The following is a 20,765-nucleotide window of genomic DNA, read 5'->3' as shown; positions in this document are numbered from 1 at the left end:
CCTCATTACAATAAATGTTATCCCAAGATAAATAATCGCCAAAGCAATAAGCTTCGGCGATTATTTATAGTTAGAATCAATATTATAAAGAATCTAATAGTTCAACTTCAAATACTAATGTACTAAATGGTGGTATGGCATTGCCTGCACCACGTTCACCATAAGCTAGGTGGTGTGGAATAACTAAACGCCATTTTGAACCGACAGGCATTGCCGTTAGTGCTTCAGTCCAACCTGCAATAACACCATTTACAGGGAATTCGGCTGGTTGCCCACGTTGGATAGAGCTGTCAAAAACGGTGCCATCAATTAAAGAGCCTGTGTAATGTACACGTACTTTATCTGTTTTGGTTGGAATTTTTCCTTCACCTTTGATTAAAATTTCGTATTGTAAACCGCTTTCGGTTTCAACCACATTTTCGTGTTTTTTATTTTCAGCTAGGAAAGCTTTACCTGCTTCTTCAATTTCTTTGTATTGGGCTTTTTTTAATTCTTCAACTTGTTGATAAAGTTGTTGTACTGCTTGTGCAATTTCAGTTTGTTCAATTGCGGGTGGGTTTTGATGTAACGCATCGAAAATCCCTTTTGCTACACTGTCAATTTCAACTGCTAATTGACTACCAAGTAGTTGTTGTCCGATTTGTAATCCAATACCATAGCTACCTTTCGCTTCGGTACTTTCAAGTTTTACTTGTTCAAAAAATGTCTTACTCATATTGTTTCCTATTATTGAGTGATTAAAGTGAATCGTGTTTTTTTTCAATTTTATGGGCAAGGATTTCTCCTACTTTTACCATACTGCCTTGTTCTAAATAGGTTGCAAACTGGATTTTATTATTTTGGAATAAATTAATAACTGTTGAACCTAATTGGAAAGCCCCCATTTCTTGCCCTTTAGTTAAACTAATACTACCAGCTTCACCTTTTGCTGGGTAACTCCAAGTTTGAATTTGACCTGAACGTGGCGGATTGATTACCCCAGCCCAGTTCGTACTGATACTGGCAGTAATTGTTGCTCCAACCAGTATTTGTGCCATATAACCAAATTCGGTTTCAAATAAGCAGATGACACGCTCGTTGCGGGCAAAAAGGTTTGGAATTTCTGCAGCAAGAAAAGGATTGACTGAAAAAAGATCGCCCGGAACATAGATCATTTTACGTAAGGTGGCATCACAAGGCATATGCACTCGATGATAATCTCTTGGTGAGAGATAGGTCGTGATAAACTGACCATCACGAAATAGTGTGTTCATCTGAGGATCGTTAGCGATTAATGCCTCTAATTCAAAATAATGCCCTTTAGCTTGAATCAGCAGATTTTGATTAATAGCACCAAATTGACTAATTTGTCCGTCAGCAGGTAAAGAGAGTGCATTAGGATCTTGATTGATTGGTCTTGCATGATCTGCAAGTGGACGAATGAAGAATTGATTAAAGCTCTGATAGTTTTCAATTTCAGGTTCTTTGGCTTCAGCCATATTGATTTGATATTTTTTGACAAAAGCTTTAATAACTGTGTGAGTAACAATTCCCCATTCTTTTTCCGCAAACCAGCCAGCAAGGCGAGTAAGTAATAAATGCGGTAGTAAATAATGGCAAGCAACTTTTACTTTTTGTAAATATTGATTTGTTTGTATATTCAAAGAGTTATCCTTTCAAATTGATTAAAAACTTTTCTGCAATGCGGCGTTCCTGAGAAAGAAACGGAAGGCGATTATAACAACTTGTACTTAGAGTGCAATTATAGGCTTAGCTTATTTCAGATTTGTTAAGCCTATGAAGTAAAAAAACTTAGAAAAAAAGTTTGTATTCCCTTTGACTATTGTTGCATCTAACGTTAATATTTGCACCCTATGCAAAAGGTAAAACTACCCCTGACTGTTGACCCAGTCAAAGATGCCCAACGACGATCAGACTATGTTGGCTATTACACTATTAGTCAAGTTGAGCGTTTGGCGGAAGCGGTCAGTAAAGTGCTAAGCGATATACAAGTTTCACTTTCGTTTTCAATTGATTCACAAAAGTTAGCGGTAATCAAGGGTTCTGCTAAAACAGAAGTAGAATTGATTTGTCAGCGATGTGGAAAGCCGTTTGTATATGCGTTGGATTGCACTTTTTGTTACAGTCCAGTGTCTAATATGGATCAAGCTGATGTACTACCTGACATTTATGAGCCGATTGAAGTTGATCAATTTGGTGAAATAGATTTGTTGGCATTGATAGAAGATGAATTGATTTTATCGTTACCATTAGTTCCGATTCATCAAGCTGAACACTGTGAAGTGTCCGTGGCGGTGCAGGTCTTTGGTGAATTGCCAGAAGAGTTGGCAAAAAAACCAAACCCGTTCGCTGTATTAGCTAATTTGAAAAAGCAAAAATAATTTAGGAGTATAGCCAATGGCTGTTCAACAGAATAAAAAATCTCGTTCTAGACGTGATATGCGTCGTTCTCACGATGCTTTAACTACTGCAGCAGTATCTATTGATAAAGAAACTGGTGCAACTCACTTACGTCACCATGTTACTGCTGACGGTTATTACCGTGGTCGTAAAATCAAATAATTTTTGATTTAGAGGTCATTCGTTGAATCTAACCCTTGCGTTAGATGTAATGGGCGGGGACGTAGGTCCCCGTATTACTATCCCAGCAGCTTTGCAAGCATTGAAAAATGATTCAAGGCTGAGTTTGCTTTTATTTGGTGATAGACGACAAATACAACCACTCATTCCTTCTCTTTCTTCTTCTATAACTTCACGTTTTACATTAGTCCATACTGATAGATATATTTCATCCGATACAGGTGTTACTCAAGCTCTACGTTACAGTAAAGGGACATCAATGCGACTTGCATTAGAAGCTGTGCAGAAAGGTGATGCTGCAGCTTGTGTTAGTGGTGGGAATACCGCCGCTTTAATGGGATTGGCAAAAGTTTTAGTTCAACCTTTAATGGGGATACAACGTCCAGCATTAGTTTCTATATTACCAACAATAAATGGAAAATATTCAATTATGTTGGATCTCGGAGCAAATGTAAGTGTGACATCTGAAATTTTAAGCCAATTTGCCTTAATGGGAACGGTATTAGCTGAGAATCAGTTTAATTTGGTTTATCCAAGAGTTGCGTTATTAAATATTGGTATTGAGAAAACTAAAGGTTTGCCTGTGATACGGGAGACTGATCATTTTTTACGCCAACAAAATATGCTGAATTACATCGGTTTTGTGGAAGGAAATAAGTTATTAAATCATTATGCTGATGTTATTGTTTGTGATGGTTTTTCTGGAAATATTGCACTTAAAACCTTAGAAGGTGCATTAAAAAATATTGTTACGCTAATTAAACAACCGTTATCTAATCCTTCTTGGTGGGAAAAAGGATTAAAATTACTCGCTAGACCTTTATTAAAACCATATCATCGACAACTGCAAATATTAAACCCTGATGATTATAATGGCGCATCTTTGTTAGGTTTACGTTCAGTTGTGGTTAAAAGCCATGGTAGTGCAAGTGCGGTTGCTTTTACCCGAGCAATAGAACAGGCAGCTTGGCAAGTTCGGCAACAAATACCAAATAAAATTCTTACTGGGTTACAGCAAGGACATTTTAATAATCGCTAAAATTGCGGTATTATTTCAAAATAATTTAATAAATGGAAATATTATGTATAGTAAAATTTTAGCCACAGGAAGCTATTTACCACAAACAATTCGTACGAATGCAGATCTAGAAAAAATGGTTGATACTTCTGATGAGTGGATTACCGTTCGTACTGGCATTAAGGAAAGACGTATTGCGGCTGAGAATGAAACTGTCGCAACAATGGGATTTGAAGCGGCTAAAAAAAGCTTAGAAATGGCAGGGTTAGATCCTAATGAGATCGAGTTAGTTTTAGTTGCAACGACAACAAATTCCCACGCTTTTCCTAGTGCAGCTTGTCAGATTCAACATTTATTAGGTATTCAAGATGCGATTAGTTTTGATCTTGCGGCGGCGTGTTCTGGGTTTGTTTATGCATTGAGTACCGCTGATCAATTTATTCGAGCAGGAAAAGTGAAAAAAGCATTAGTGATTGGTGCAGATCTCTTTTCTCGCAGTTTAGATAATCAAGATCGAGGAACCGTTATTCTTTTTGGTGATGGTGCTGGTGCTGTGATTTTAGAAGCCTCAGAACAAGCAGGAATTATTTCTACCCATTTACACGCAAGTGGTGAAAAAGCAGAGGTTTTAAGTTTAGCGAATGCAATACCGAGCCGTGAAATGGCAGATCCTGCATTTTTAACTATGCAGGGCAATGAAACATTTAAGATTGCTGTTCGAGAGTTAGCTAATGTGGTAGAAGAAACATTAGAAGCCAATCAATTAGATAAGAAAGCAATTGATTGGTTAGTTCCTCATCAAGCTAATTTACGTATTATCAGTGCGACAGCCAAAAAGTTAGATATGGATTTATCTCAAGTGGTGATCACCTTAGATCGGCATGGCAATACTTCTGCTGGAAGTATTCCAACTGCATTAGATGAAGCAATTAGAGATGGACGAATTCAACGAGGGCAATTATTGTTATTAGAAGCTTTTGGTGGTGGTTTAACTTGGGGATCTGCATTGATCCGTTACTAGTGTGATTTTGAAAAAGGGAATAAAAATGAAAAAATTTGCAATGGTATTTCCGGGACAGGGTTCGCAAGCGATAGGTATGCTAGCAGAATTAGCTCAGGAATTTTCAATTGTTGAGGAGACTTTTGCACAAGCTTCCGATGTTCTTGGGTATGATTTATGGCAGTTAGTGCAAAGTGGAGAAGCGGCGGAGTTAAACCAAACTTGGCGGACTCAACCTGCATTGCTTGCTGCCTCTGTTTCAATTTATCGAGTTTGGCAACAGCAATACCCAACATTAGTACCAACTATCATGGCTGGACATAGTTTAGGTGAATATTCTGCTTTAGTGTGTGCTGGGGTGTTAGATTTTCAAGATGCAGTTCGCTTGGTTGAATTGCGTGGTAAATTAATGCAGAAAGCCGTGCCTGAAGGTACAGGTACGATGTATGCCATTATTGGCTTAGATAACCAGAGTATTATGGATGCTTGTAAAGCGGCGGAACAAGGTGAAGTAGTATCTGCAGTAAACTTTAATTCACCGGGACAAGTTGTGATTGCAGGTACAAAAGCAGCGGTGGAACGTGCGGCAGTTTTATGTAAAGAAGCAGGTGCAAAACGCGTATTGCCTTTAGCTGTAAGTGTACCTTCTCATTGTGCTTTGATGAAACCAGCGGCAGATCAACTCGCAATAGCTTTGGAATCTACCACATTAAAAGAACCAAAAATACCAGTGATAAATAATGTTGATGTTAAAACTGAAAATTCTGTGGAAGCTGTGCGAAGTGCATTAGTACGTCAATTATACAGCCCTGTTCGTTGGACAGAAACTGTTGAAAAAATGGCAAATAATGGCATAACGACTTTATTTGAAATTGGACCGAATAAAGTATTAACAGGTTTAACAAAACGGATTGTTGCTGATTTACAAGCTCAAGCTGTCAATGATCCTAGCTCTTTAGCGAAAGTCACAAGTTTATTGGAAGACTAAGTTTTATTTGGATTTTATAAGGAAGATTAAGATGAAAAAAATTGCATTAGTGACTGGTGCTAGTCGTGGGATTGGAAAAGCGATAGCTCAAGAATTAGTTGCAAAAGGTATGATGGTTATTGGTACAGCAACATCAGAGAAAGGTGCTGAAGCCATTTCAGCTTATTTAGGTGAGAATGGGAAAGGATTAGTCCTAAATGTTACTTCTGTTGAATCGATTGATGCGACATTAGCTCAGATTAAAGCTGAATTTGGTGATATTGATGTATTAGTGAATAATGCTGGTATTACACGTGATAATTTAATGATGCGAATGAAAGAAGAAGATTGGGATATTATTTTGCAGACGAATCTAACTTCTGTATTTCATTTATCCAAAGCAATGTTACGCAGTATGATGAAAAAACGTTTTGGGCGGATTATTACCATCGGATCAGTAGTAGGTTCAATGGGAAATGCAGGACAGGCAAACTACTGTGCAGCTAAAGCGGGATTGATTGGTTTTTCAAAAGCACTTGCAAAAGAAGTAGCTTCACGTGGGATTACTGTTAATGTTGTTGCACCTGGATTTATTGCAACAGATATGACAGAGTCTCTAACTGATGAACAAAAGGCAGTGACTTTAGCACAAGTACCAGCAGGGCGTTTGGGAGAACCCGCAGAGATAGCCAAAGCAGTTGCTTTTTTAGCATCTGATGATGCAAGTTATATCACTGGGGAAACCTTACATGTAAATGGTGGTATGTATATGAATTAATTTTTGTCAACCTTTGGTTGGTAAAAATAAGATTTTATCTAATATACAGATAAATAGGGGATAAAATAATGGCAAGTATATAAGCTTAATGGTAAAATTAAGCCGAGTATGTAACTTGGTCAGGTATACATAGAATGACCAGCCTTATTAGATTTTCTGATAGGAGTTGCAACTTATTTATATGTATACATTTATCCTTATCGCATAGACAATTAGCAAATAGGAAACTAGAAATGAGTATTGAAGATCGCGTAAAAAAAATTATCGTTGAACAGTTAGGTGTTAAAGAAGATGAAGTAAAACCAGAATCTTCTTTTGTAGAAGATTTAGGTGCTGATTCTTTAGATACAGTAGAATTAGTGATGGCTTTAGAAGAAGAATTTGATATTGAAATTCCTGATGAAGAAGCTGAAAAAATCACTACTGTTCAATCAGCGATTGATTATGTTCAAAACCATCAATAATTAAGTTTGATATTTAGGCGGTAAATTTACCGCCTAAATATTTTTTATCCATCAAACAGAAAACACCACAAAATAGCGATAAATTTTTAAGTAGTACATTTAGCAATAGTAAAATCGTATGAGTGGTCGTACCAGTATCTAAACAGTAAGTTTTAGTCGTTATTTCTGATTTGTATCTTATTTAAAGGGTAAGTTTTCGGATTATACCAATCTCTTGTGATTATTTTGGCACTGTATTGAGGAATTTGATTATACTTTCAAAGTATTCTGCTTTGTGTGGTATGAATAAAAGAGATAAGAATTAAACAGTTAAAATTTGATGATTCGGGAGATTTATAGAAAGTTAGATTTGGTGGAGCTGGCGGGAGTTGAACCCGCGTCCGAAATTACTCTACCTTCAGTCCTACATGTTTAGTCTCGTCTTTTATTTCACTTAATTACTGCGGACAGACACGCGATAACTAAGCTAGCTTGGTTTAATTTAGTGCTTCGATCCTCAAGCAGCGGCTTCCACACGATCTCGTTTCGGCTTGACTCCTCTTGATCCCCGTCTTACGAGCGAAAGCTGGGGAGAGAAGGCTATGAGCAGGTTATTAAGCTGCTAAAGCAAATTGTTCGTCGTTTGCGACTATTTTTTTGCGGTTTATTTACGAGGCCTACCGCCCCTCGACATGCACCTTGGGCTTCGCTAATCCCGTCGAATCCAGAATCAGCCCCATAAGAGGTTGGTATTCTAGCAAAAAAAGATAGGCGGTTAAAGTCCTATTTAACCGCCCTATAATGGTTGATTAATTTTCTGGGCTATTTGGAGCAAAAGCGGGAGAAATTTTTGCTGGTGTAAAAGGTGGTGCTAAGAACCACAAATTTTTGACACTAATACTTGTGTTTTGATTTTTTACACAGTCACCTAAACGAAAATCAGAATAGCTATTTCCCGCAGTTAAGCATTTTCCGCTTCCAATTGATTCAATTTGTAATGCCCCTGTATCGGTTGGTAATAATGCCCATAAGGTATTACTATCTAGCGGATCGCAGTGGCTGACGATTAATCGGGTTTTAAATGTATAAAGGCAATGATCAAAACCGAGCGCTTTAAATTGGCTTAAACCGTGAGATAGCTTAAAAGGAGTTTTCTTTGCATCAATTTCTTCAATATGCCAGACAAATTGTCGGTTATCTTGGTATTGTTGATTACTCAGAGGTACGCCTGTTTCTAAGCTACGTAATGAAATAGCTGGGTTAAATTGCACACTGTCATCAATTAAGAGTATATCTTGTTTGTTTGCTGCGAAAGCATAATGGCAAACTAGACTAAACAATGCGATAAATAAGCCTATAATTTTTTGCATAATCAGATCCTTGAGACGTTACAAACTAGGGTACAAAGAAACCAACTGGGCGGTGGTCTGAAAGTAATTGGCTACGAACTTGTCCAAATAACAGGGAGGCAAGTAGTGCAGTGCCTAAGAAGTTGTTTGAATTTCCTACTACCGCATAATCTAATACGCCACCGCTTTGTTGGGTTGGGGCTGTTGGGGCTAAAATCGCAACATGGCGTTGAACACCCGGTTCTAACGTGCTTTGCAATCTTGCCGGAGAACGATTAAAGTCACCGGCAATAATCCAATTAGTATCCCGTTGTGTTGGGTGTTGATTAAAATACTCAAAAACGGCATTTACGATTGCTGGGGAATCAGATCCTCGGTTAGCGATTGCGTGTGTTGTGAAAAAAGCATCATTACCAATACGAATGCCAATAATAGGGCGAGATACTGTTGTTGGTGGTGGTATAACAATAACTTCTTCTGCTTGCTGGCGACTAACAATCGCTAAATTTACTCTATTTGCACCGACATCAACACGTGAATAATAGATGTAAACATTATCAGGACGAGACATTGATCCTAGATTCCAGATATACTCGTGAATTGGAATACCACCAGGTTGAACCATTCGTTGGGTCATTACTGCTGTATCAGGCAGGCTTCCCGCTTCTTGAACCATTAAAATATCGGCAGCACCTTCCCCAGTAATTAATTGGCGAATACTGACCGACCATTTATTTTCACTGGTAGCACCAGAGCCTTGTAAGTTCCAAGTGGTAATCAAATAATTTTCTAAGTTAGCCGAAGCAGTTTGTGTTAACAAGATACAGCTTAAAAGTATCAATAAACTTTTCGTGAATGCTTTATGTAACATATTACTTTCTCCCTTTACTAACGTGGATAAGCTTGTGAAATGGGTGGTGCGATAAACCATTGCTGGTCTAGGGTTGTTTGACCTTCTGTGATGCAATTTGCAAAGACTAAGGACATATAGGTTGTTTTACGGAATAAATCTGTGCGTAAACAGCGTGATTGTGAAGCACTTTTTATTAGCATTGCACCATTTGTTAGTGGGACTAAGTCAAATTGCTGATCTAAATTATTGGGATCACAATAGCGATGAATAATCCCGTTACCGTGAGCCGCCATACAGGTATCCGTACGTTTGTTACGGAAGGTAACAGAACCATTTGGATTATCAATGACTCTCCAATTACGAGAATCACCAAAGTTTTTTGAGTCATAAGGGGAATAGCCCCATAACCAGTTACCTTCTTCTAATGCCCATACGGTGATGATGCCTGAGGTTGGACTCATAATACTTACTGTCGGTGGGGTTCTTCGTTTTACTGTGGCTTTTACTTGCTTCTCTGGTAGGGGAGTCGGCACAGCACCTAATAATACGCCGACTTTTTCCGATGGTGGGGTGGGATCAATTTGATTTTCAACAGACTGTGTTTCTATTTTACTCCCACAACTAGTGATGACTAAGATTGAAATGAGTAAAAAAGAAGGGCGAATAAGAGAAAATTTTTTCATATTATTTACCTCAATGAATCGACTTAGATTGAAAGGTATTATAGGTCTAATTTATGAAATTACAGCTATTATTCTTTTCTCTTTACAAAAAAAATTTACATTAATTTCTTTCAATTTTGTTAAGTTGATTATATCATTCACGGTTCAATTCAAGCTGGTAGCAACTCTTTTTATTAAAGATAAAACTACCTGCTTTTTTATTTATCGTGATTTTAGTATTTAGGGAGAAAACCAAAGCTAGTGGAAAAGCCAGTGCCAAAAAAACCGATTATAGAGCTACGTTCGTTGACTAAAGCTTATGACGGTAAGACCATTATTGAAAATATTAATCTAACGATTAACAATGGTGAGTTTTTAACAATTTTAGGCCCTTCGGGTTGTGGTAAAACGACAATTTTACGTTTAATTGCAGGCTTTGAAGAAGTAAATGGCGGACAGATTATTTTAGATGGGCAGGATATTACTCAAGTTCCAGCCGAGCAACGCCATATTAATACTGTTTTCCAAAGTTATGCTCTTTTCCCTCATATGACCATTTTCGAAAATGTTGCTTTTGGATTGCGAATGCAAAAAGTAGCAAAAGAAGAAATTAAACCTCGTGTATTAGAGGCATTACGTATGGTGCAATTAGAAGATTTTGCCGATCGTAAGCCAACACAACTTTCGGGTGGACAACAACAACGTGTTGCTATTGCTCGAGCGGTTGTCAATAAACCTAAGGTTTTATTATTAGATGAATCCCTTTCTGCATTAGATTATAAATTACGCCAAACAATGCAGAATGAATTAAAAGCATTACAACGACAATTAGGTATTACCTTTATTTTTGTTACTCACGATCAAGAAGAAGCCTTAACAATGTCAGATCGAATTATCGTGCTGAAAAAAGGCAATATTGAGCAAGATGGTACACCACGAGAAATTTACGAAGAACCAACCAATCTTTTTGTCGCAAAATTTATTGGTGAGATTAACATTTTTGATGCAACGGTATTACATCGTATTGATGAAAAACGAGTGCGAGTAGTGATTGAAGGACGAGAATGTGATATTGCAACTACTTTACCAGTTACTGCTGATATGGTGTTGAAAGTATTGTTACGTCCTGAAGATGTTCGTATTGTTGAAGTACACGGCAATGAAAGTGCGGAAGGCTTTATAGGGTATGTGCGTGAACGTAACTATAAAGGTATGACCCTTGAATCAACAATTGAATTAGAAAGTGGCAAAAAAGTTTTGGTAAGTGAATTTTTTAATGAAGATGATCCTGATGTTGATCATTCACTTGATCAAAAAGTTGCCGTAACTTGGGTTGAAAGTTGGGAAGTGGTGTTAAAAGATGAAGATGACAACTCGTAAGTTTCAGAACTTTACTGTTGCTGTTATCTTTGCTTGGTTAATCTTTTTTATTCTAATTCCAAATTTACTGGTATTAGGTACAAGTTTTTTGACCCGAGATAGTAGCAATTTAATTGAATTTACCTTTTCACTTGAGAGCTATAAACGCTTAATTGAACCGCTTTACGCTCAAGTGTTTTGGAATTCACTTTATATGGCAGGTCTGGCAACTTTGTTTTGCTTATTAATTGGCTATCCCTTTGCATTTATGATTGCCAAAATGAAAGCAAAATATCGTCCAATAATGCTTTTTTTGGTGATTTTGCCATTTTGGACCAACTCTTTAATTCGCATCTATGGTTTAAAAATCTTTTTAGGAGTTCGTGGTATTCTTAACTCCAGCTTACTCTGGTTGGGTGTGATTGATAAACCAATCCGTATCTTAAATACGGAAGTGGCTGTTATAATTGGCTTAGTCTATATTTTATTACCATTTATGATTTTACCGCTCTATTCTGCAATTGAGAAACTAGATTATCGTTTGCTTGAGGCAGCAAAAGATTTAGGTGCAAATGCACTGCAACGTTTTATTAAAATCATTATTCCACTCACTATGCCGGGCATTATAGCAGGATGCTTATTAGTATTATTACCTGCAATGGGAATGTTTTATGTTGCCGATCTACTCGGTGGTGCGAAAGTTTTATTAGTTGGTAATGTCATTAAAAGTGAGTTTTTAATTTCACGCAACTGGCCATTTGGTTCAAGTATCAGTGTTACTTTAACCATTTTAATGGCATTGCTAATTTTTGTTTATTATCGAGCAGGAAAGCTGCTTAATAAAAAATCGGAGTTGGAGTAATAATGGCACGTTCTTTACGTAATATTTTTATGTTTGTGGTATATGCCTATCTATATATCCCGATTGTCATTTTAATTGTTAATTCTTTCAATGCAGATCGTTATGGCTTAACTTGGAAGGGGTTTAGTTTAAATTGGTATGGGCGTTTATTTAATAACGATACCCTTATTCAAGCAGCGGGGCATTCAGTTACCATTGCATTTTTTTCTGCCACAATGGCAACCTTAATTGGTAGTTTAACGGCAATTGCATTATATCGTTATCGTTTTAAGGGAAAACAATTTGTAAGTGGTATGCTTTTTGTTGTCATGATGTCTCCCGATATTGTGATGGCGGTATCGCTCCTTTCACTTTTCTTAATTGTAGGAATTTCTCTTGGTTTTTGGTCGTTACTCTTTTCGCATGTTACTTTCTGTTTACCTTATGTTGTGGTTGCCGTTTTCTCACGTTTGAAAGGTTTTGATATCAAAATGCTTGAAGCCGCCAGAGATTTAGGGGCTAGTGAAGTAACGATTTTACGCAAAATTATTTTTCCATTAGCATTACCTGCAATTATCTCTGGTTGGCTACTTAGCTTTACTATTTCACTTGATGATGTGGTTGTATCATCATTTGTAACGGGAGTAAGCTATGAAATTTTACCATTGAAAATTTTCTCTTTAGTAAAAACAGGTGTAACACCAGAAGTTAATGCACTTGCTTCAATAATGATTGTATTTTCATTAAGTTTAGTCATTCTTAGCCAGTTGATCGGTAAAAAGAATAACTAGACCTGATACCTCACAAACGCCCAAAAAGGGCGTTTAAATCGTTAGCTTATAACTTAATATTTTGGACTAAAGGAGTCTAATTATGAAAAAATTTGCCGCTTTATTACTTGCGGGAATGATGATGACAACGTTACAAACAGCTCATGCAGAAGGAGATACTGTTTATCTTTACACTTGGACAGAATATGTGCCTGATGGTTTATTAGATGATTTTACGAAAGAAACGGGCATTAAAGTAAATGTTTCCAGTCTTGAGTCTAACGAAACAATGTATGCTAAATTAAAAACGTTAGGTAATAGTGCAGGTTATGATGTTATTGCACCATCTAATTACTTTGTATCAAAAATGGCAAAAGAAGGGATGTTAATGCCATTAGATCACAGTAAATTACCAGTAATGAAAGATCTTGACCCAAATATGTTGGATAAACCTTATGATAAAGGTAATAAATATTCTTTACCCCAACTGCTTGGTGCACCTGAGATTGCCTTTAATACAGATAGTTACAATGCAAAACAATTTAATTCATGGGCAGATTTATGGAAACCTGAATTTAAAGGAAAAGTACAATTACTTGATGATGCACGTGAAGTATTTAATATTGCTCTCTTAAAATTAGGTAAAAATCCTAATACCACCGATCCTGCTGAAATTAAGCAAGCTTATGAAGAATTATTAAAATTACGCCCAAATGTTTTAGCTTTCACATCAGATAATCCGGCTAATTCTTTTATTTCAGGTGAAACGGAAGTGGGACAACTTTGGAATGGATCAATCCGCATTGCAAAAAAAGAAGGTGTACCACTTGATGCGATCTATCCAAAAGAAGGCCCAGTATTATGGGTTGATACGCTTGCAATTCCAGCAACAGCGAAAAATCCTGATGCGGCACATAAATTAATTAACTATCTTTTAAGTGAAAAAGTGGCAGCACGTTTAGCAACTGAAATTGGCTATCCAACTTCAAATTTAAAGGCTAAAGCACTTTTACCAAAAGAAATCACAGAAGATCCAGCAATCTATCCGCCAGCAGAAGTATTACAAAATAGTTACTGGCAAGATGATGTCGGAGATGCGATTCAATATTATGAAAATTACTATCAGAAATTGAAAGCAGCACAATAATAAAATCAGAAGGGGGAGATAATGCTTCCCCTTTTTGACAAATAAAGATTAGGAAATACGCTATAAAATTAATGAGTCATTTTAAAATTGAAGTTAATAGGAGATGTTAATATTTGCCTCTTACAATAGCTTCCTTTTATGTAAGTCTTATTAATGTTAGCTTAATATTGATGATAAAAAAACACCTACTATATAGTAGGTGTTTTTATAATAATGAAAAGATTATTTTTATTGTGCTTCAGCAGGGGTTGTCGCTGGTGCTAAGATAGTCGTTAATTCTGCTGTCGCTGCGTTAATTTTTTCTTGGGAGCTTTGTTGTAACTGACCAATTTGAGCTTGTTGCTCTTCCGTTAATTGTTTACCAGCATTCTCTGCAACAAATTGCATTAATTGAATAAAATCATCTAAACCATCAACAAGTTTATTTCTAATATCTTGTACTTCTTTAGTTTTTAATTCTAACGTTAAGATTTGTTGTTTATTGGCTTTAAATAGAGCAACAAAGTTAGCAAATACTTGGCGTTGTTCTTCAACTGTTTTTGCCTCTGAAATGGCAGTAAAGAGTTGTTTAAAATTATCACTTTGAATTTGTTTTTCTGTAATATCTTTTAATTGAGTTGCTTCTGTTTGGATTAAATTTTCCTGATTAACTGTTTCAACTTGAGCTACTTCTGGTGCTTTTGTTGTTTCAGTTTTGTTTTCTTCGGGTTTATCTCCACAAGCAACTAACATTGAGCCTAAAACACAAAGTGTAAAAATTTGACTAATACGTTTCATTTCTTATCCTTTTCCTTTAATAGTCTATTTTAAAAAGAGTTATCTTGATTATTCTACGCTTTTTAGGTTGAAATAGAAAGACTAAAAACTATCAATCTGGCGTGTAATATAATTTTCCAATCTCGATCTTTGCTCGGCCTTGTGATTCTCGCCACCGATTTGTATCACGTAAAGAGTAAACACAACCGCAATATTCTTGTTGATAGAAACGTTCACGTTTGCTGATTTCAATCATACGTTGTGATCCACCGCCTTTACGCCAGTTATAATCCCAATAAATCAGATTATCGTATTTTTCAGCCGCACGATGACCACATCCATTAATTTGATTCATATCTTTCCAACGTGAAATACCTAAACAACTGGTAAAAACAGGAAAGCCGTTTTCATACGCATATTGTGCAGCTTTTTCAAAACGCATATCAAAACACATTGTACAACGAATTCCACGTTCAGGTTCATTTTCCATTCCTTTCGCACGTTCAAACCATTCTGCACGATCATAATCAGCATCAATAAATGGAATATTAAATTTCTTTGCAAATGCAATATTTTCTTCTTTGCGTAAAATATATTCTTTTAATGGGTGAATATTAGGGTTATAGAAATAGATAGTAAACTCAATTCCAGAGGCTAAAATAGCTTCCATTACCTCACCTGAGCAGGGAGCACAACAAGAATGGAGGAGTAATTTATTATGCCCGTTGGGTAAGGTTAATTTAGGACGTACAAAAGGTGCATTGGGATCTTTTTTCTGTTTTCGTCTTTTGCCGTTGGCTTGAAGTGATCTATGGTGATTTTGGGGTTCCACTGGTGCAGGACTATTTTGTTGATCTAATTTAGATTGTTGCATAATTTACTCTTAATATGTTCTCTCAACGGATAAGTAGGCTAAAGAGATTAGGGCTTGTTTATATTCGCTTTCAGGTAGAATACTAATGGCATCAACGGCTTTTTGTGCTTCTTCTCGTGCTTTTTGCATTGCATAGTCTAAAGAACCGTGTTCTTGCATAATGGCTAAGACTTGCTCTAAGACTTCTCGACCATTACCCTGTTCAATCACTTGGCGAATTAATTTAGCTTGTTCTGGATTACCGTTGTGCATTGCATGTAATAGCGGTAAGGTCGGCTTTCCTTCAGCAAGATCATCACCTCGATTTTTTCCTAGCTGTTGAGCATTTGCACTATAGTCTAAGACATCATCGACTAACTGAAATGCGGTGCCTAAGTAACGTCCATAATCTCTTAATCCAGTTTGGAGTGCGATATCCGCTTTAGCTAAAATTGCAGCACATTGCGTAGAAACTTCAAATAAACGTGCTGTTTTACTATAAATTACCTGTAAATAACTCGCTTCAGTGGTATTAGGATCGTTACAGTTCATTAATTGTAAGACCTCACCTTCAGAAATGACATTTACTGCATCTGACATAACGGCTAAGATTTCCAAGGAATTTAATTTTGTCATTAATTGGAAAGCTCGGGTATAGATAAAATCACCTACTAAAACACTCGCAGCATTACCAAATAATGCATTTGCTGTTTCTTTTCCTCGTCTTAGTGTTGATTCATCTACTACATCATCATGTAATAAGGTTGCGGTATGAATAAACTCAATAAAGGTAGCACAAGTGATATGTTCTGTACCTGCAATGCCTAGTGCTTTTGCAGCAAGTACAGCAATTAAAGGACGAATCCGCTTACCACCACCACTAATAATATAATGCCCTAGTTGGTTGATTAACACCACATTAGAATTTAGCTGTGCTAAAATCATTTCATTGACTGCCTGCATATCAGGAGCAGCTAAAGCTTGAATCGTTTTTAAATCCATTGGATATTTCACGTTATTTAACCTATTTTCTCGCAATAATTTATTGTTATTAGTCGAAATTTGATGGATAGTATAATAGATGATAAAAAGCTTGCCTATGCTAATCATTAAATAAATTCGATCTTAATTCGGCGAGGATCAAAAATGATCGGGTTAATTGATCATAAAGTTGATTTTTTCATTTTGTTTGAATTCTACACTTGCCAAATAAAGATTTTTTGCGTAAAATCCGCAACCTATTATATGAATATTTAACGTGCTAACAGATAAACAAAAAGTTTTATTTCAAGCACGAAATTAGCGGAGTTTTCTATGTACGCGGTTTTCCAAAGTGGCGGCAAACAACACAGAGTAAGCGAAGGTCAAGTTGTTCGTTTAGAAAAACTTGAAGTTGCAACTGGTGAAGCAGTTGAGTTTGATTCAGTGTTAATGGTCGTTAATGGTGAAGATGTAAAAATCGGTGCACCCGTTTTAGCTGGTGCAAAAGTAGTGGCTGAAGTTGTATCTCACGGACGTGGCGATAAAGTTAAAATCGTTAAGTTCCGTCGTCGTAAACACAGCCGTAAACAACAAGGTCATCGTCAGTGGTTCACAGAAGTGAAAATCACTGGTATTAATGCGTAATTTCAGAGGAGATCAGACAGATGGCAACGAAAAAAGCTGGTGGTTCAACCCGTAACGGTCGTGATTCTGAAAGTAAACGCCTTGGTGTTAAACGCTTCGGCGGTGAATCAGTTTTAGCAGGTAGCATTATTGTTCGTCAACGTGGTACTAAATTCCACGCTGGTACTAATGTAGGTATGGGACGTGATCATACTTTATTTGCTACTGCTAACGGTAAAGTAAAATTTGAAGTGAAAGGCGACAAAAACCGTAAATATGTAAGTATTGTTGCGGAATAAACTTCAATTCGATTTTTTAGAGCCCCACAATATTTTGTGGGGTTTTTTATTACTTCTCTTTACTAGAAAAGTCTTAAATAATTAAAATAAAAAATCCGTTATAATGCCTCTCTTAGTGAAAGAGAACGAATCAATCTTCTTGTAATTTTCAAATAGTCAATAGGAAAACTGATGAAGCATACTTACCGTCCCGTTTCTGGTTTCTTTTTAGCATTAAGCACGGCTTTGTGCTGGGGATCATTACCTTTTGCTTTACAAGAAGTCTTAAAGGTAATGGATAGTCAAACTATTGTTTGGTTTCGTTTTATGGTTGCGGCGATAGGTTTAATGATTTTATTACGTATCTCTGGCAAGTTACCTCCTATCCGTCTAATGCTTAAATCACGTTTTCTTATTTGGTTAATTATTGGTACGTTAGGATTATCGGCAAATTTTATTTTATTTAATACTTCTCTCGAATATATCAAACCCTCGGTATCTCAAATAATTGGGCAAATTTCCCCTTTTATTATGATGTTAAGTGGTGTGGTGATTTTTAAAGAAAAGTTAGGATTACATCAAAAAATAGGCATAGGCTTATTAATTACAGGCTTACTCCTATTTTTTAATAGCCGTTTACTTGAACTTTTTACAAGTATGACAAGCTATACTAAAGGCGTATTACTCTGCTTGTCTGCTGCAATTCTTTGGGTGTTATATGGCCTTGCTCAAAAATTTATGCTCCGCCGTTTTAATTCACAACAGATCCTGTTTGTATTTTATATTGGCTGTGCTGTTATTTTTACACCTAGTAGTCATGTTAGCCAAATTCAACACTTAAACTGGTTTTATGGACTTTGTTTAGCTTATTGTTGTTTAAATACGCTGATCGCTTATGGTGCTTATGCTGAAGCATTAAACCGTTGGGATATTTCCAAAGTGAGTGCGATTATTACATTAACACCACTATTTACAATTACTTTTTCAGAAATTCTTTCCCTACTGTATCCACAAAGGTTCAGTGGGCCAGATATGAATACTTTAGCTTATATTGGGGCATTTATTGTGGTAACAGGTGCGTTAACTTCTGCGATTGGCCATAAATTTTATCGTTCTACCCCTTAAACTGCCGATTAAAATAAAACTATATTATTAGGAGATAAAAGAGATGAAATTTATTGATGAAGCATTGATCCGAGTTGAAGCGGGTGATGGTGGTAATGGCTGTGCTAGTTTCCGCCGAGAAAAGTATGTTCCAAAAGGTGGGCCAGATGGTGGTGATGGTGGTGATGGTGGTGATGTTTATCTTATCGCTGATGAAAATCTTAATACCTTAATTGATTATCGCTTTGAAAAACGTTTTGCGGCAGGTCGTGGTGAAAACGGGCGGAGTTCAAATTGTACAGGACATCGAGGGAAAGATATTACTTTAAGAGTACCAGTAGGTACTCGAGCGATTGATAATGATACCAAAGAAATCTTAGGCGATCTTACCCAACATAATATGAAAATATTGGTGGCAAAAGGGGGATATCATGGGCTTGGAAATACACGTTTTAAGTCTTCAGTTAACCAAGCACCACGTCAAAAAACCAGTGGTACACCGGGAGAAAAACGGGATCTTCAGTTAGAACTGCTGTTATTGGCAGATGTTGGAATGTTAGGGTTACCTAATGCAGGGAAGTCCACCTTTATTCGGGCAGTGTCTGCTGCAAAACCGAAAGTGGCAGATTACCCTTTTACCACCCTAGTGCCTAGCCTTGGTGTGGCGAGAGTTGATGCTCACCGTAGTTTTGTGGTGGCGGATATTCCGGGATTGATTGAAGGAGCGGCGGAAGGTGCAGGGTTAGGAACACGTTTTCTAAAACATTTGGAACGTTGCCGTATTTTATTACATCTTGTGGATATTAATCCGATTGATGGCAGTGATCCAGCTGATAACATTGCTATTATTGAAAGTGAATTATTGCAATATAGTGAAAAATTAGCGGAGAAACCTCGTTGGTTAGTTTTCAATAAAATTGATACTTTAAGCGAAGAAGAGATGAATGAAAGAGTAACCGATATCATCACTCGCTTGGGTTATGATGATAAGTATTACTTAATCTCGGCCGCCACTCAGCAAAATATTATTGAGTTGGAGCGAGAATTAATGGATTTCATTGAAGCACATCCACGTGAAGAACAACAAGCAGAAACTGATAATGAGGTAACCTTTAAATGGGATGATTATCATCAACAACAACTTGATGCGGTTGCAGAAGATGATTGGGATGATGATTGGTCAGAAGAAGATGAAGAAGGGGTTGAATTTATTTATAAGCCTTAATTATCCCTGTTTCTTTCATAAAAAAATTGCCCAGTTTACTGGGCAATTTTGCTTTTAATTGTTACTTTTGATATTGATAACTACCATCTGTATTACGAATAAATCGACTACCATCAGATAGGCGTAATTCAGTTACCCGACCATGTTTAACATTGACTTGGACTTTATCACCAGGTTTAAAACGGCTTAACATTTTTGCACCTTTAGTTTTATTCATCGCAATAATATCAGATATATTTAAATGATTATCTCGAAAAACTTGCATTAAAGACTTACCAGAAGAAATCACTAAGGTCTTATAATTTATTGTTGTATTATCAGTCTGCCCATTTGAAACAGTTTGTGCGAGGGTCGTAGGCTCTACCGAAGCTATTTGCTGATTTTCTGGAATGGTACCGCCATTTAAAATGGCTAATGCTCTTGCTGCTTCTGCTTGTTCATTTTTAATGTTTTCTACAACCTCATTTTGTGCCTGATTGCTATTTTCTCGAATAATAGTATAGCCATCACTATTTTGTTCAATTGTGGTATTTGGAAGAGGAGTGATATTTTGATCAATAGAGGTGTTTTCTGTTGGCGTGAATGCTGAAATACTCTCGGTAGATTGTGCTAACCATGGAATATCTGTGTTATCTGCACTATTATTTTGGTCTAACGGTTGATAGGTAATGGCTACATTACCATGTTGTAAACTATCTACTGGAGATTGTTCAGGTTTCAACCAGAAAAAAATTAATAAAATTACTATTAAGCCACTTAAAGTGATGGCTAAACGGCGATGTTTGATTGGTAATATAGCAAAAAATTTAGATTTTTGGTGTGTTTCGAGTGTATTAATAGGGGCTGTTTCTGTTTGTTCAGACGCTAATGTTTCAGCGGTAGTTTCTGTGGTTGTTGCTTGAGTTTTTTTTGACTTTTTACTTAGCATAGCTTGTTGCCATTTTTGGCTTTGTCGCTGGTACCAGAGCTGTAAACTATTGATTAACCCTACATTAGGTTCAACAGTTTTTTTCGGTGTGATTGGTTCCATTTCACTGAAATCTAAGTTTAATTCATTTTGTTGAGGCGGGTCTTTCTTCATATTGTCATTTTGATCTGGTTCTAAATGTTGTTCTTCATTCCTATTCATACTCGCCTCATTTTTTTTAGTGTTTAGATAATCTCATTCTTTTGCTGT

Annotated in this window: 24 protein-coding genes and 1 other RNA gene; 15 read left to right on the top strand and 10 right to left on the bottom strand. The window is 36.6% G+C overall.

Features of this window, described 5'->3' with window-relative positions; all coding sequences use genetic code 11:
* Window positions 1-82 precede the first annotated feature (82 nt).
* Together CEP47_RS06885 and asd are read right to left on the bottom strand one after the other, a co-directional pair.
* Window positions 83-715, bottom strand: coding sequence for an FKBP-type peptidyl-prolyl cis-trans isomerase (locus tag CEP47_RS06885; protein ID WP_261920321.1), 633 nt, complete (start codon window positions 713-715; stop codon window positions 83-85).
* A gap of 22 nt (window positions 716-737) precedes the next feature.
* Window positions 738-1,637, bottom strand: a complete 900-nt coding sequence (asd, locus tag CEP47_RS06880) for an archaetidylserine decarboxylase (RefSeq protein ID WP_261920965.1) — start codon at window positions 1,635-1,637, stop codon at window positions 738-740.
* Window positions 1,638-1,853: 216 nt separating this feature from the next.
* On the opposite strand from asd, the gene yceD reads away from it, so the two are divergent.
* The 7 genes from yceD (at window position 1,854) to acpP (ending at window position 6,807) form a co-directional block, all read left to right on the top strand.
* Entirely contained in the window at window positions 1,854-2,381 is a 528-nt protein-coding gene (yceD, locus tag CEP47_RS06875; protein ID WP_261920322.1) for a 23S rRNA accumulation protein YceD, read from the top strand.
* A 16-nt stretch (window positions 2,382-2,397) separates the two neighbouring features.
* A complete protein-coding gene (gene rpmF / locus CEP47_RS06870) occupies window positions 2,398-2,562 on the top strand; it encodes a 50S ribosomal protein L32 (protein ID WP_013745784.1) in 165 nt (54 codons plus the stop codon).
* Window positions 2,563-2,611: 49 nt separating this feature from the next.
* Window positions 2,612-3,619, top strand: a complete 1,008-nt coding sequence (plsX, locus tag CEP47_RS06865) for a phosphate acyltransferase PlsX (RefSeq protein ID WP_407657799.1) — start codon at window positions 2,612-2,614, stop codon at window positions 3,617-3,619.
* Between the two features lie 43 nt (window positions 3,620-3,662).
* Window positions 3,663-4,619, top strand: a complete 957-nt coding sequence (locus CEP47_RS06860) for a beta-ketoacyl-ACP synthase III (RefSeq protein ID WP_261920324.1) — start codon at window positions 3,663-3,665, stop codon at window positions 4,617-4,619.
* A 25-nt stretch (window positions 4,620-4,644) separates the two neighbouring features.
* The gene (gene fabD, locus CEP47_RS06855) at window positions 4,645-5,586 is read left to right on the top strand and encodes an ACP S-malonyltransferase (protein WP_261920325.1); all 942 of its coding nucleotides are present in this window, start codon (window positions 4,645-4,647) and stop codon (window positions 5,584-5,586) included.
* Between the two features lie 31 nt (window positions 5,587-5,617).
* Window positions 5,618-6,343 carry a 3-oxoacyl-ACP reductase FabG gene (gene fabG / locus CEP47_RS06850; protein ID WP_261920326.1) on the top strand — a complete coding sequence of 242 codons (726 nt, stop codon included), beginning with the start codon at window positions 5,618-5,620 and terminating at the stop codon, window positions 6,341-6,343.
* A 233-nt stretch (window positions 6,344-6,576) separates the two neighbouring features.
* On the top strand, window positions 6,577-6,807 hold the full coding sequence (gene acpP, locus CEP47_RS06845) for an acyl carrier protein (RefSeq protein ID WP_261920327.1): 231 nt from the start codon (window positions 6,577-6,579) through the stop codon (window positions 6,805-6,807).
* 350 nt (window positions 6,808-7,157) lie between these two features.
* On the opposite strand, the gene ssrA is transcribed toward acpP, so the two are convergent.
* From ssrA to CEP47_RS06825, 4 genes are all read right to left on the bottom strand, one after another.
* Window positions 7,158-7,524: a transfer-messenger RNA gene (ssrA, locus tag CEP47_RS06840) on the bottom strand.
* Between the two features lie 71 nt (window positions 7,525-7,595).
* Window positions 7,596-8,156: an RICIN domain-containing protein gene (locus tag CEP47_RS06835; protein ID WP_261920328.1), complete on the bottom strand. Its 561-nt coding sequence runs from the start codon at window positions 8,154-8,156 to the stop codon at window positions 7,596-7,598.
* Window positions 8,157-8,181: 25 nt separating this feature from the next.
* Window positions 8,182-9,006 (bottom strand): cytolethal distending toxin subunit B family protein, encoded by an 825-nt coding sequence (locus tag CEP47_RS06830; protein WP_261920329.1) that lies wholly within the window; start codon window positions 9,004-9,006, stop codon window positions 8,182-8,184.
* A 17-nt stretch (window positions 9,007-9,023) separates the two neighbouring features.
* The gene (locus CEP47_RS06825) at window positions 9,024-9,671 is read right to left on the bottom strand and encodes an RICIN domain-containing protein (protein WP_261920330.1); all 648 of its coding nucleotides are present in this window, start codon (window positions 9,669-9,671) and stop codon (window positions 9,024-9,026) included.
* A 240-nt stretch (window positions 9,672-9,911) separates the two neighbouring features.
* Between CEP47_RS06825 and potA the strand changes: the two genes are divergently transcribed.
* The 4 genes from potA to CEP47_RS06805 all read left to right on the top strand — a co-directional run bounded on the left by potA (window position 9,912) and on the right by CEP47_RS06805 (window position 13,767).
* On the top strand, window positions 9,912-11,030 hold the full coding sequence (gene potA, locus CEP47_RS06820; RefSeq protein WP_261920331.1) for a spermidine/putrescine ABC transporter ATP-binding protein PotA: 1,119 nt from the start codon (window positions 9,912-9,914) through the stop codon (window positions 11,028-11,030).
* Window positions 11,011-11,871, top strand: a complete 861-nt coding sequence (gene potB, locus CEP47_RS06815; protein ID WP_261920332.1) for a spermidine/putrescine ABC transporter permease PotB — start codon at window positions 11,011-11,013, stop codon at window positions 11,869-11,871. Before potA ends, potB begins: the two co-directional genes overlap by 20 nt.
* Before the next feature lie 2 nt (window positions 11,872-11,873).
* A complete protein-coding gene (gene potC / locus CEP47_RS06810; protein WP_261920333.1) occupies window positions 11,874-12,641 on the top strand; it encodes a spermidine/putrescine ABC transporter permease PotC in 768 nt (255 codons plus the stop codon).
* Between the two features lie 82 nt (window positions 12,642-12,723).
* Window positions 12,724-13,767: an extracellular solute-binding protein gene (locus tag CEP47_RS06805; RefSeq protein ID WP_261920334.1), complete on the top strand. Its 1,044-nt coding sequence runs from the start codon at window positions 12,724-12,726 to the stop codon at window positions 13,765-13,767.
* A 228-nt stretch (window positions 13,768-13,995) separates the two neighbouring features.
* Here the strand turns inward: CEP47_RS06805 and CEP47_RS06800 are convergent, their stop codons facing one another.
* The 3 genes from CEP47_RS06800 to ispB form a co-directional block, all read right to left on the bottom strand.
* Entirely contained in the window at window positions 13,996-14,544 is a 549-nt protein-coding gene (locus CEP47_RS06800; protein WP_261920335.1) for a hypothetical protein, read from the bottom strand.
* 91 nt (window positions 14,545-14,635) lie between these two features.
* On the bottom strand, window positions 14,636-15,397 hold the full coding sequence (locus tag CEP47_RS06795; RefSeq protein WP_261920336.1) for an epoxyqueuosine reductase QueH: 762 nt from the start codon (window positions 15,395-15,397) through the stop codon (window positions 14,636-14,638).
* Window positions 15,398-15,406: 9 nt separating this feature from the next.
* Window positions 15,407-16,378, bottom strand: a complete 972-nt coding sequence (ispB, locus tag CEP47_RS06790) for an octaprenyl diphosphate synthase (RefSeq protein ID WP_261920337.1) — start codon at window positions 16,376-16,378, stop codon at window positions 15,407-15,409.
* A gap of 312 nt (window positions 16,379-16,690) precedes the next feature.
* On the opposite strand from ispB, the gene rplU reads away from it, so the two are divergent.
* From rplU to cgtA, 4 genes are all read left to right on the top strand, one after another.
* Window positions 16,691-17,002, top strand: coding sequence for a 50S ribosomal protein L21 (rplU, locus tag CEP47_RS06785; protein WP_261920338.1), 312 nt, complete (start codon window positions 16,691-16,693; stop codon window positions 17,000-17,002).
* Between the two features lie 20 nt (window positions 17,003-17,022).
* Window positions 17,023-17,280 (top strand): 50S ribosomal protein L27, encoded by a 258-nt coding sequence (gene rpmA, locus CEP47_RS06780; RefSeq protein WP_261920339.1) that lies wholly within the window; start codon window positions 17,023-17,025, stop codon window positions 17,278-17,280.
* A 171-nt stretch (window positions 17,281-17,451) separates the two neighbouring features.
* A complete protein-coding gene (locus CEP47_RS06775) occupies window positions 17,452-18,384 on the top strand; it encodes a DMT family transporter (RefSeq protein ID WP_261920340.1) in 933 nt (310 codons plus the stop codon).
* A 43-nt stretch (window positions 18,385-18,427) separates the two neighbouring features.
* Window positions 18,428-19,588 (top strand): Obg family GTPase CgtA, encoded by a 1,161-nt coding sequence (gene cgtA / locus CEP47_RS06770; RefSeq protein ID WP_261920341.1) that lies wholly within the window; start codon window positions 18,428-18,430, stop codon window positions 19,586-19,588.
* 61 nt (window positions 19,589-19,649) lie between these two features.
* Here cgtA and CEP47_RS06765 read toward each other — a convergent pair whose 3' ends face one another.
* The gene (locus tag CEP47_RS06765) at window positions 19,650-20,717 is read right to left on the bottom strand and encodes a LysM-like peptidoglycan-binding domain-containing protein (RefSeq protein ID WP_261920342.1); all 1,068 of its coding nucleotides are present in this window, start codon (window positions 20,715-20,717) and stop codon (window positions 19,650-19,652) included.
* Between the last annotated feature and the right edge of the window lie 48 nt (window positions 20,718-20,765).

The sequence above is a fragment of the Mergibacter septicus genome, assembly GCF_003265225.1.
Classification (GTDB): domain Bacteria; phylum Pseudomonadota; class Gammaproteobacteria; order Enterobacterales; family Pasteurellaceae; genus Mergibacter; species Mergibacter septicus.
The sequence above is the reverse complement of the archived record's forward strand: the minus strand, read 5'-3'. Positions and strand labels throughout refer to the sequence as shown.

Bases quoted from the DNA above. Each gene is read 5' to 3' on its own strand.
- CEP47_RS06885 (WP_261920321.1), bottom strand. From the start codon at position 715: ATGAGTAAGACATTTTTTGAACAAGTAAAACTTGAAAGTACCGAAGCG.
- yceD (WP_261920322.1), top strand. From the start codon at position 1,854: ATGCAAAAGGTAAAACTACCCCTGACTGTTGACCCAGTCAAAGATGCC.
- rpmF (WP_013745784.1), top strand. From the start codon at position 2,398: ATGGCTGTTCAACAGAATAAAAAATCTCGTTCTAGACGTGATATGCGT.
- plsX (WP_407657799.1), top strand. From the start codon at position 2,612: ATGGGCGGGGACGTAGGTCCCCGTATTACTATCCCAGCAGCTTTGCAA.
- CEP47_RS06860 (WP_261920324.1), top strand. From the start codon at position 3,663: ATGTATAGTAAAATTTTAGCCACAGGAAGCTATTTACCACAAACAATT.
- fabD (WP_261920325.1), top strand. From the start codon at position 4,645: ATGAAAAAATTTGCAATGGTATTTCCGGGACAGGGTTCGCAAGCGATA.
- fabG (WP_261920326.1), top strand. From the start codon at position 5,618: ATGAAAAAAATTGCATTAGTGACTGGTGCTAGTCGTGGGATTGGAAAA.
- acpP (WP_261920327.1), top strand. From the start codon at position 6,577: ATGAGTATTGAAGATCGCGTAAAAAAAATTATCGTTGAACAGTTAGGT.
- CEP47_RS06835 (WP_261920328.1), bottom strand. From the start codon at position 8,156: ATGCAAAAAATTATAGGCTTATTTATCGCATTGTTTAGTCTAGTTTGC.
- CEP47_RS06830 (WP_261920329.1), bottom strand. From the start codon at position 9,006: ATGTTACATAAAGCATTCACGAAAAGTTTATTGATACTTTTAAGCTGT.
- CEP47_RS06825 (WP_261920330.1), bottom strand. From the start codon at position 9,671: ATGAAAAAATTTTCTCTTATTCGCCCTTCTTTTTTACTCATTTCAATC.
- potB (WP_261920332.1), top strand. From the start codon at position 11,011: ATGAAGATGACAACTCGTAAGTTTCAGAACTTTACTGTTGCTGTTATC.
- potC (WP_261920333.1), top strand. From the start codon at position 11,874: ATGGCACGTTCTTTACGTAATATTTTTATGTTTGTGGTATATGCCTAT.
- CEP47_RS06805 (WP_261920334.1), top strand. From the start codon at position 12,724: ATGAAAAAATTTGCCGCTTTATTACTTGCGGGAATGATGATGACAACG.
- CEP47_RS06800 (WP_261920335.1), bottom strand. From the start codon at position 14,544: ATGAAACGTATTAGTCAAATTTTTACACTTTGTGTTTTAGGCTCAATG.
- CEP47_RS06795 (WP_261920336.1), bottom strand. From the start codon at position 15,397: ATGCAACAATCTAAATTAGATCAACAAAATAGTCCTGCACCAGTGGAA.
- ispB (WP_261920337.1), bottom strand. From the start codon at position 16,378: ATGGATTTAAAAACGATTCAAGCTTTAGCTGCTCCTGATATGCAGGCA.
- rplU (WP_261920338.1), top strand. From the start codon at position 16,691: ATGTACGCGGTTTTCCAAAGTGGCGGCAAACAACACAGAGTAAGCGAA.
- rpmA (WP_261920339.1), top strand. From the start codon at position 17,023: ATGGCAACGAAAAAAGCTGGTGGTTCAACCCGTAACGGTCGTGATTCT.
- CEP47_RS06775 (WP_261920340.1), top strand. From the start codon at position 17,452: ATGAAGCATACTTACCGTCCCGTTTCTGGTTTCTTTTTAGCATTAAGC.
- cgtA (WP_261920341.1), top strand. From the start codon at position 18,428: ATGAAATTTATTGATGAAGCATTGATCCGAGTTGAAGCGGGTGATGGT.
- CEP47_RS06765 (WP_261920342.1), bottom strand. From the start codon at position 20,717: ATGAATAGGAATGAAGAACAACATTTAGAACCAGATCAAAATGACAAT.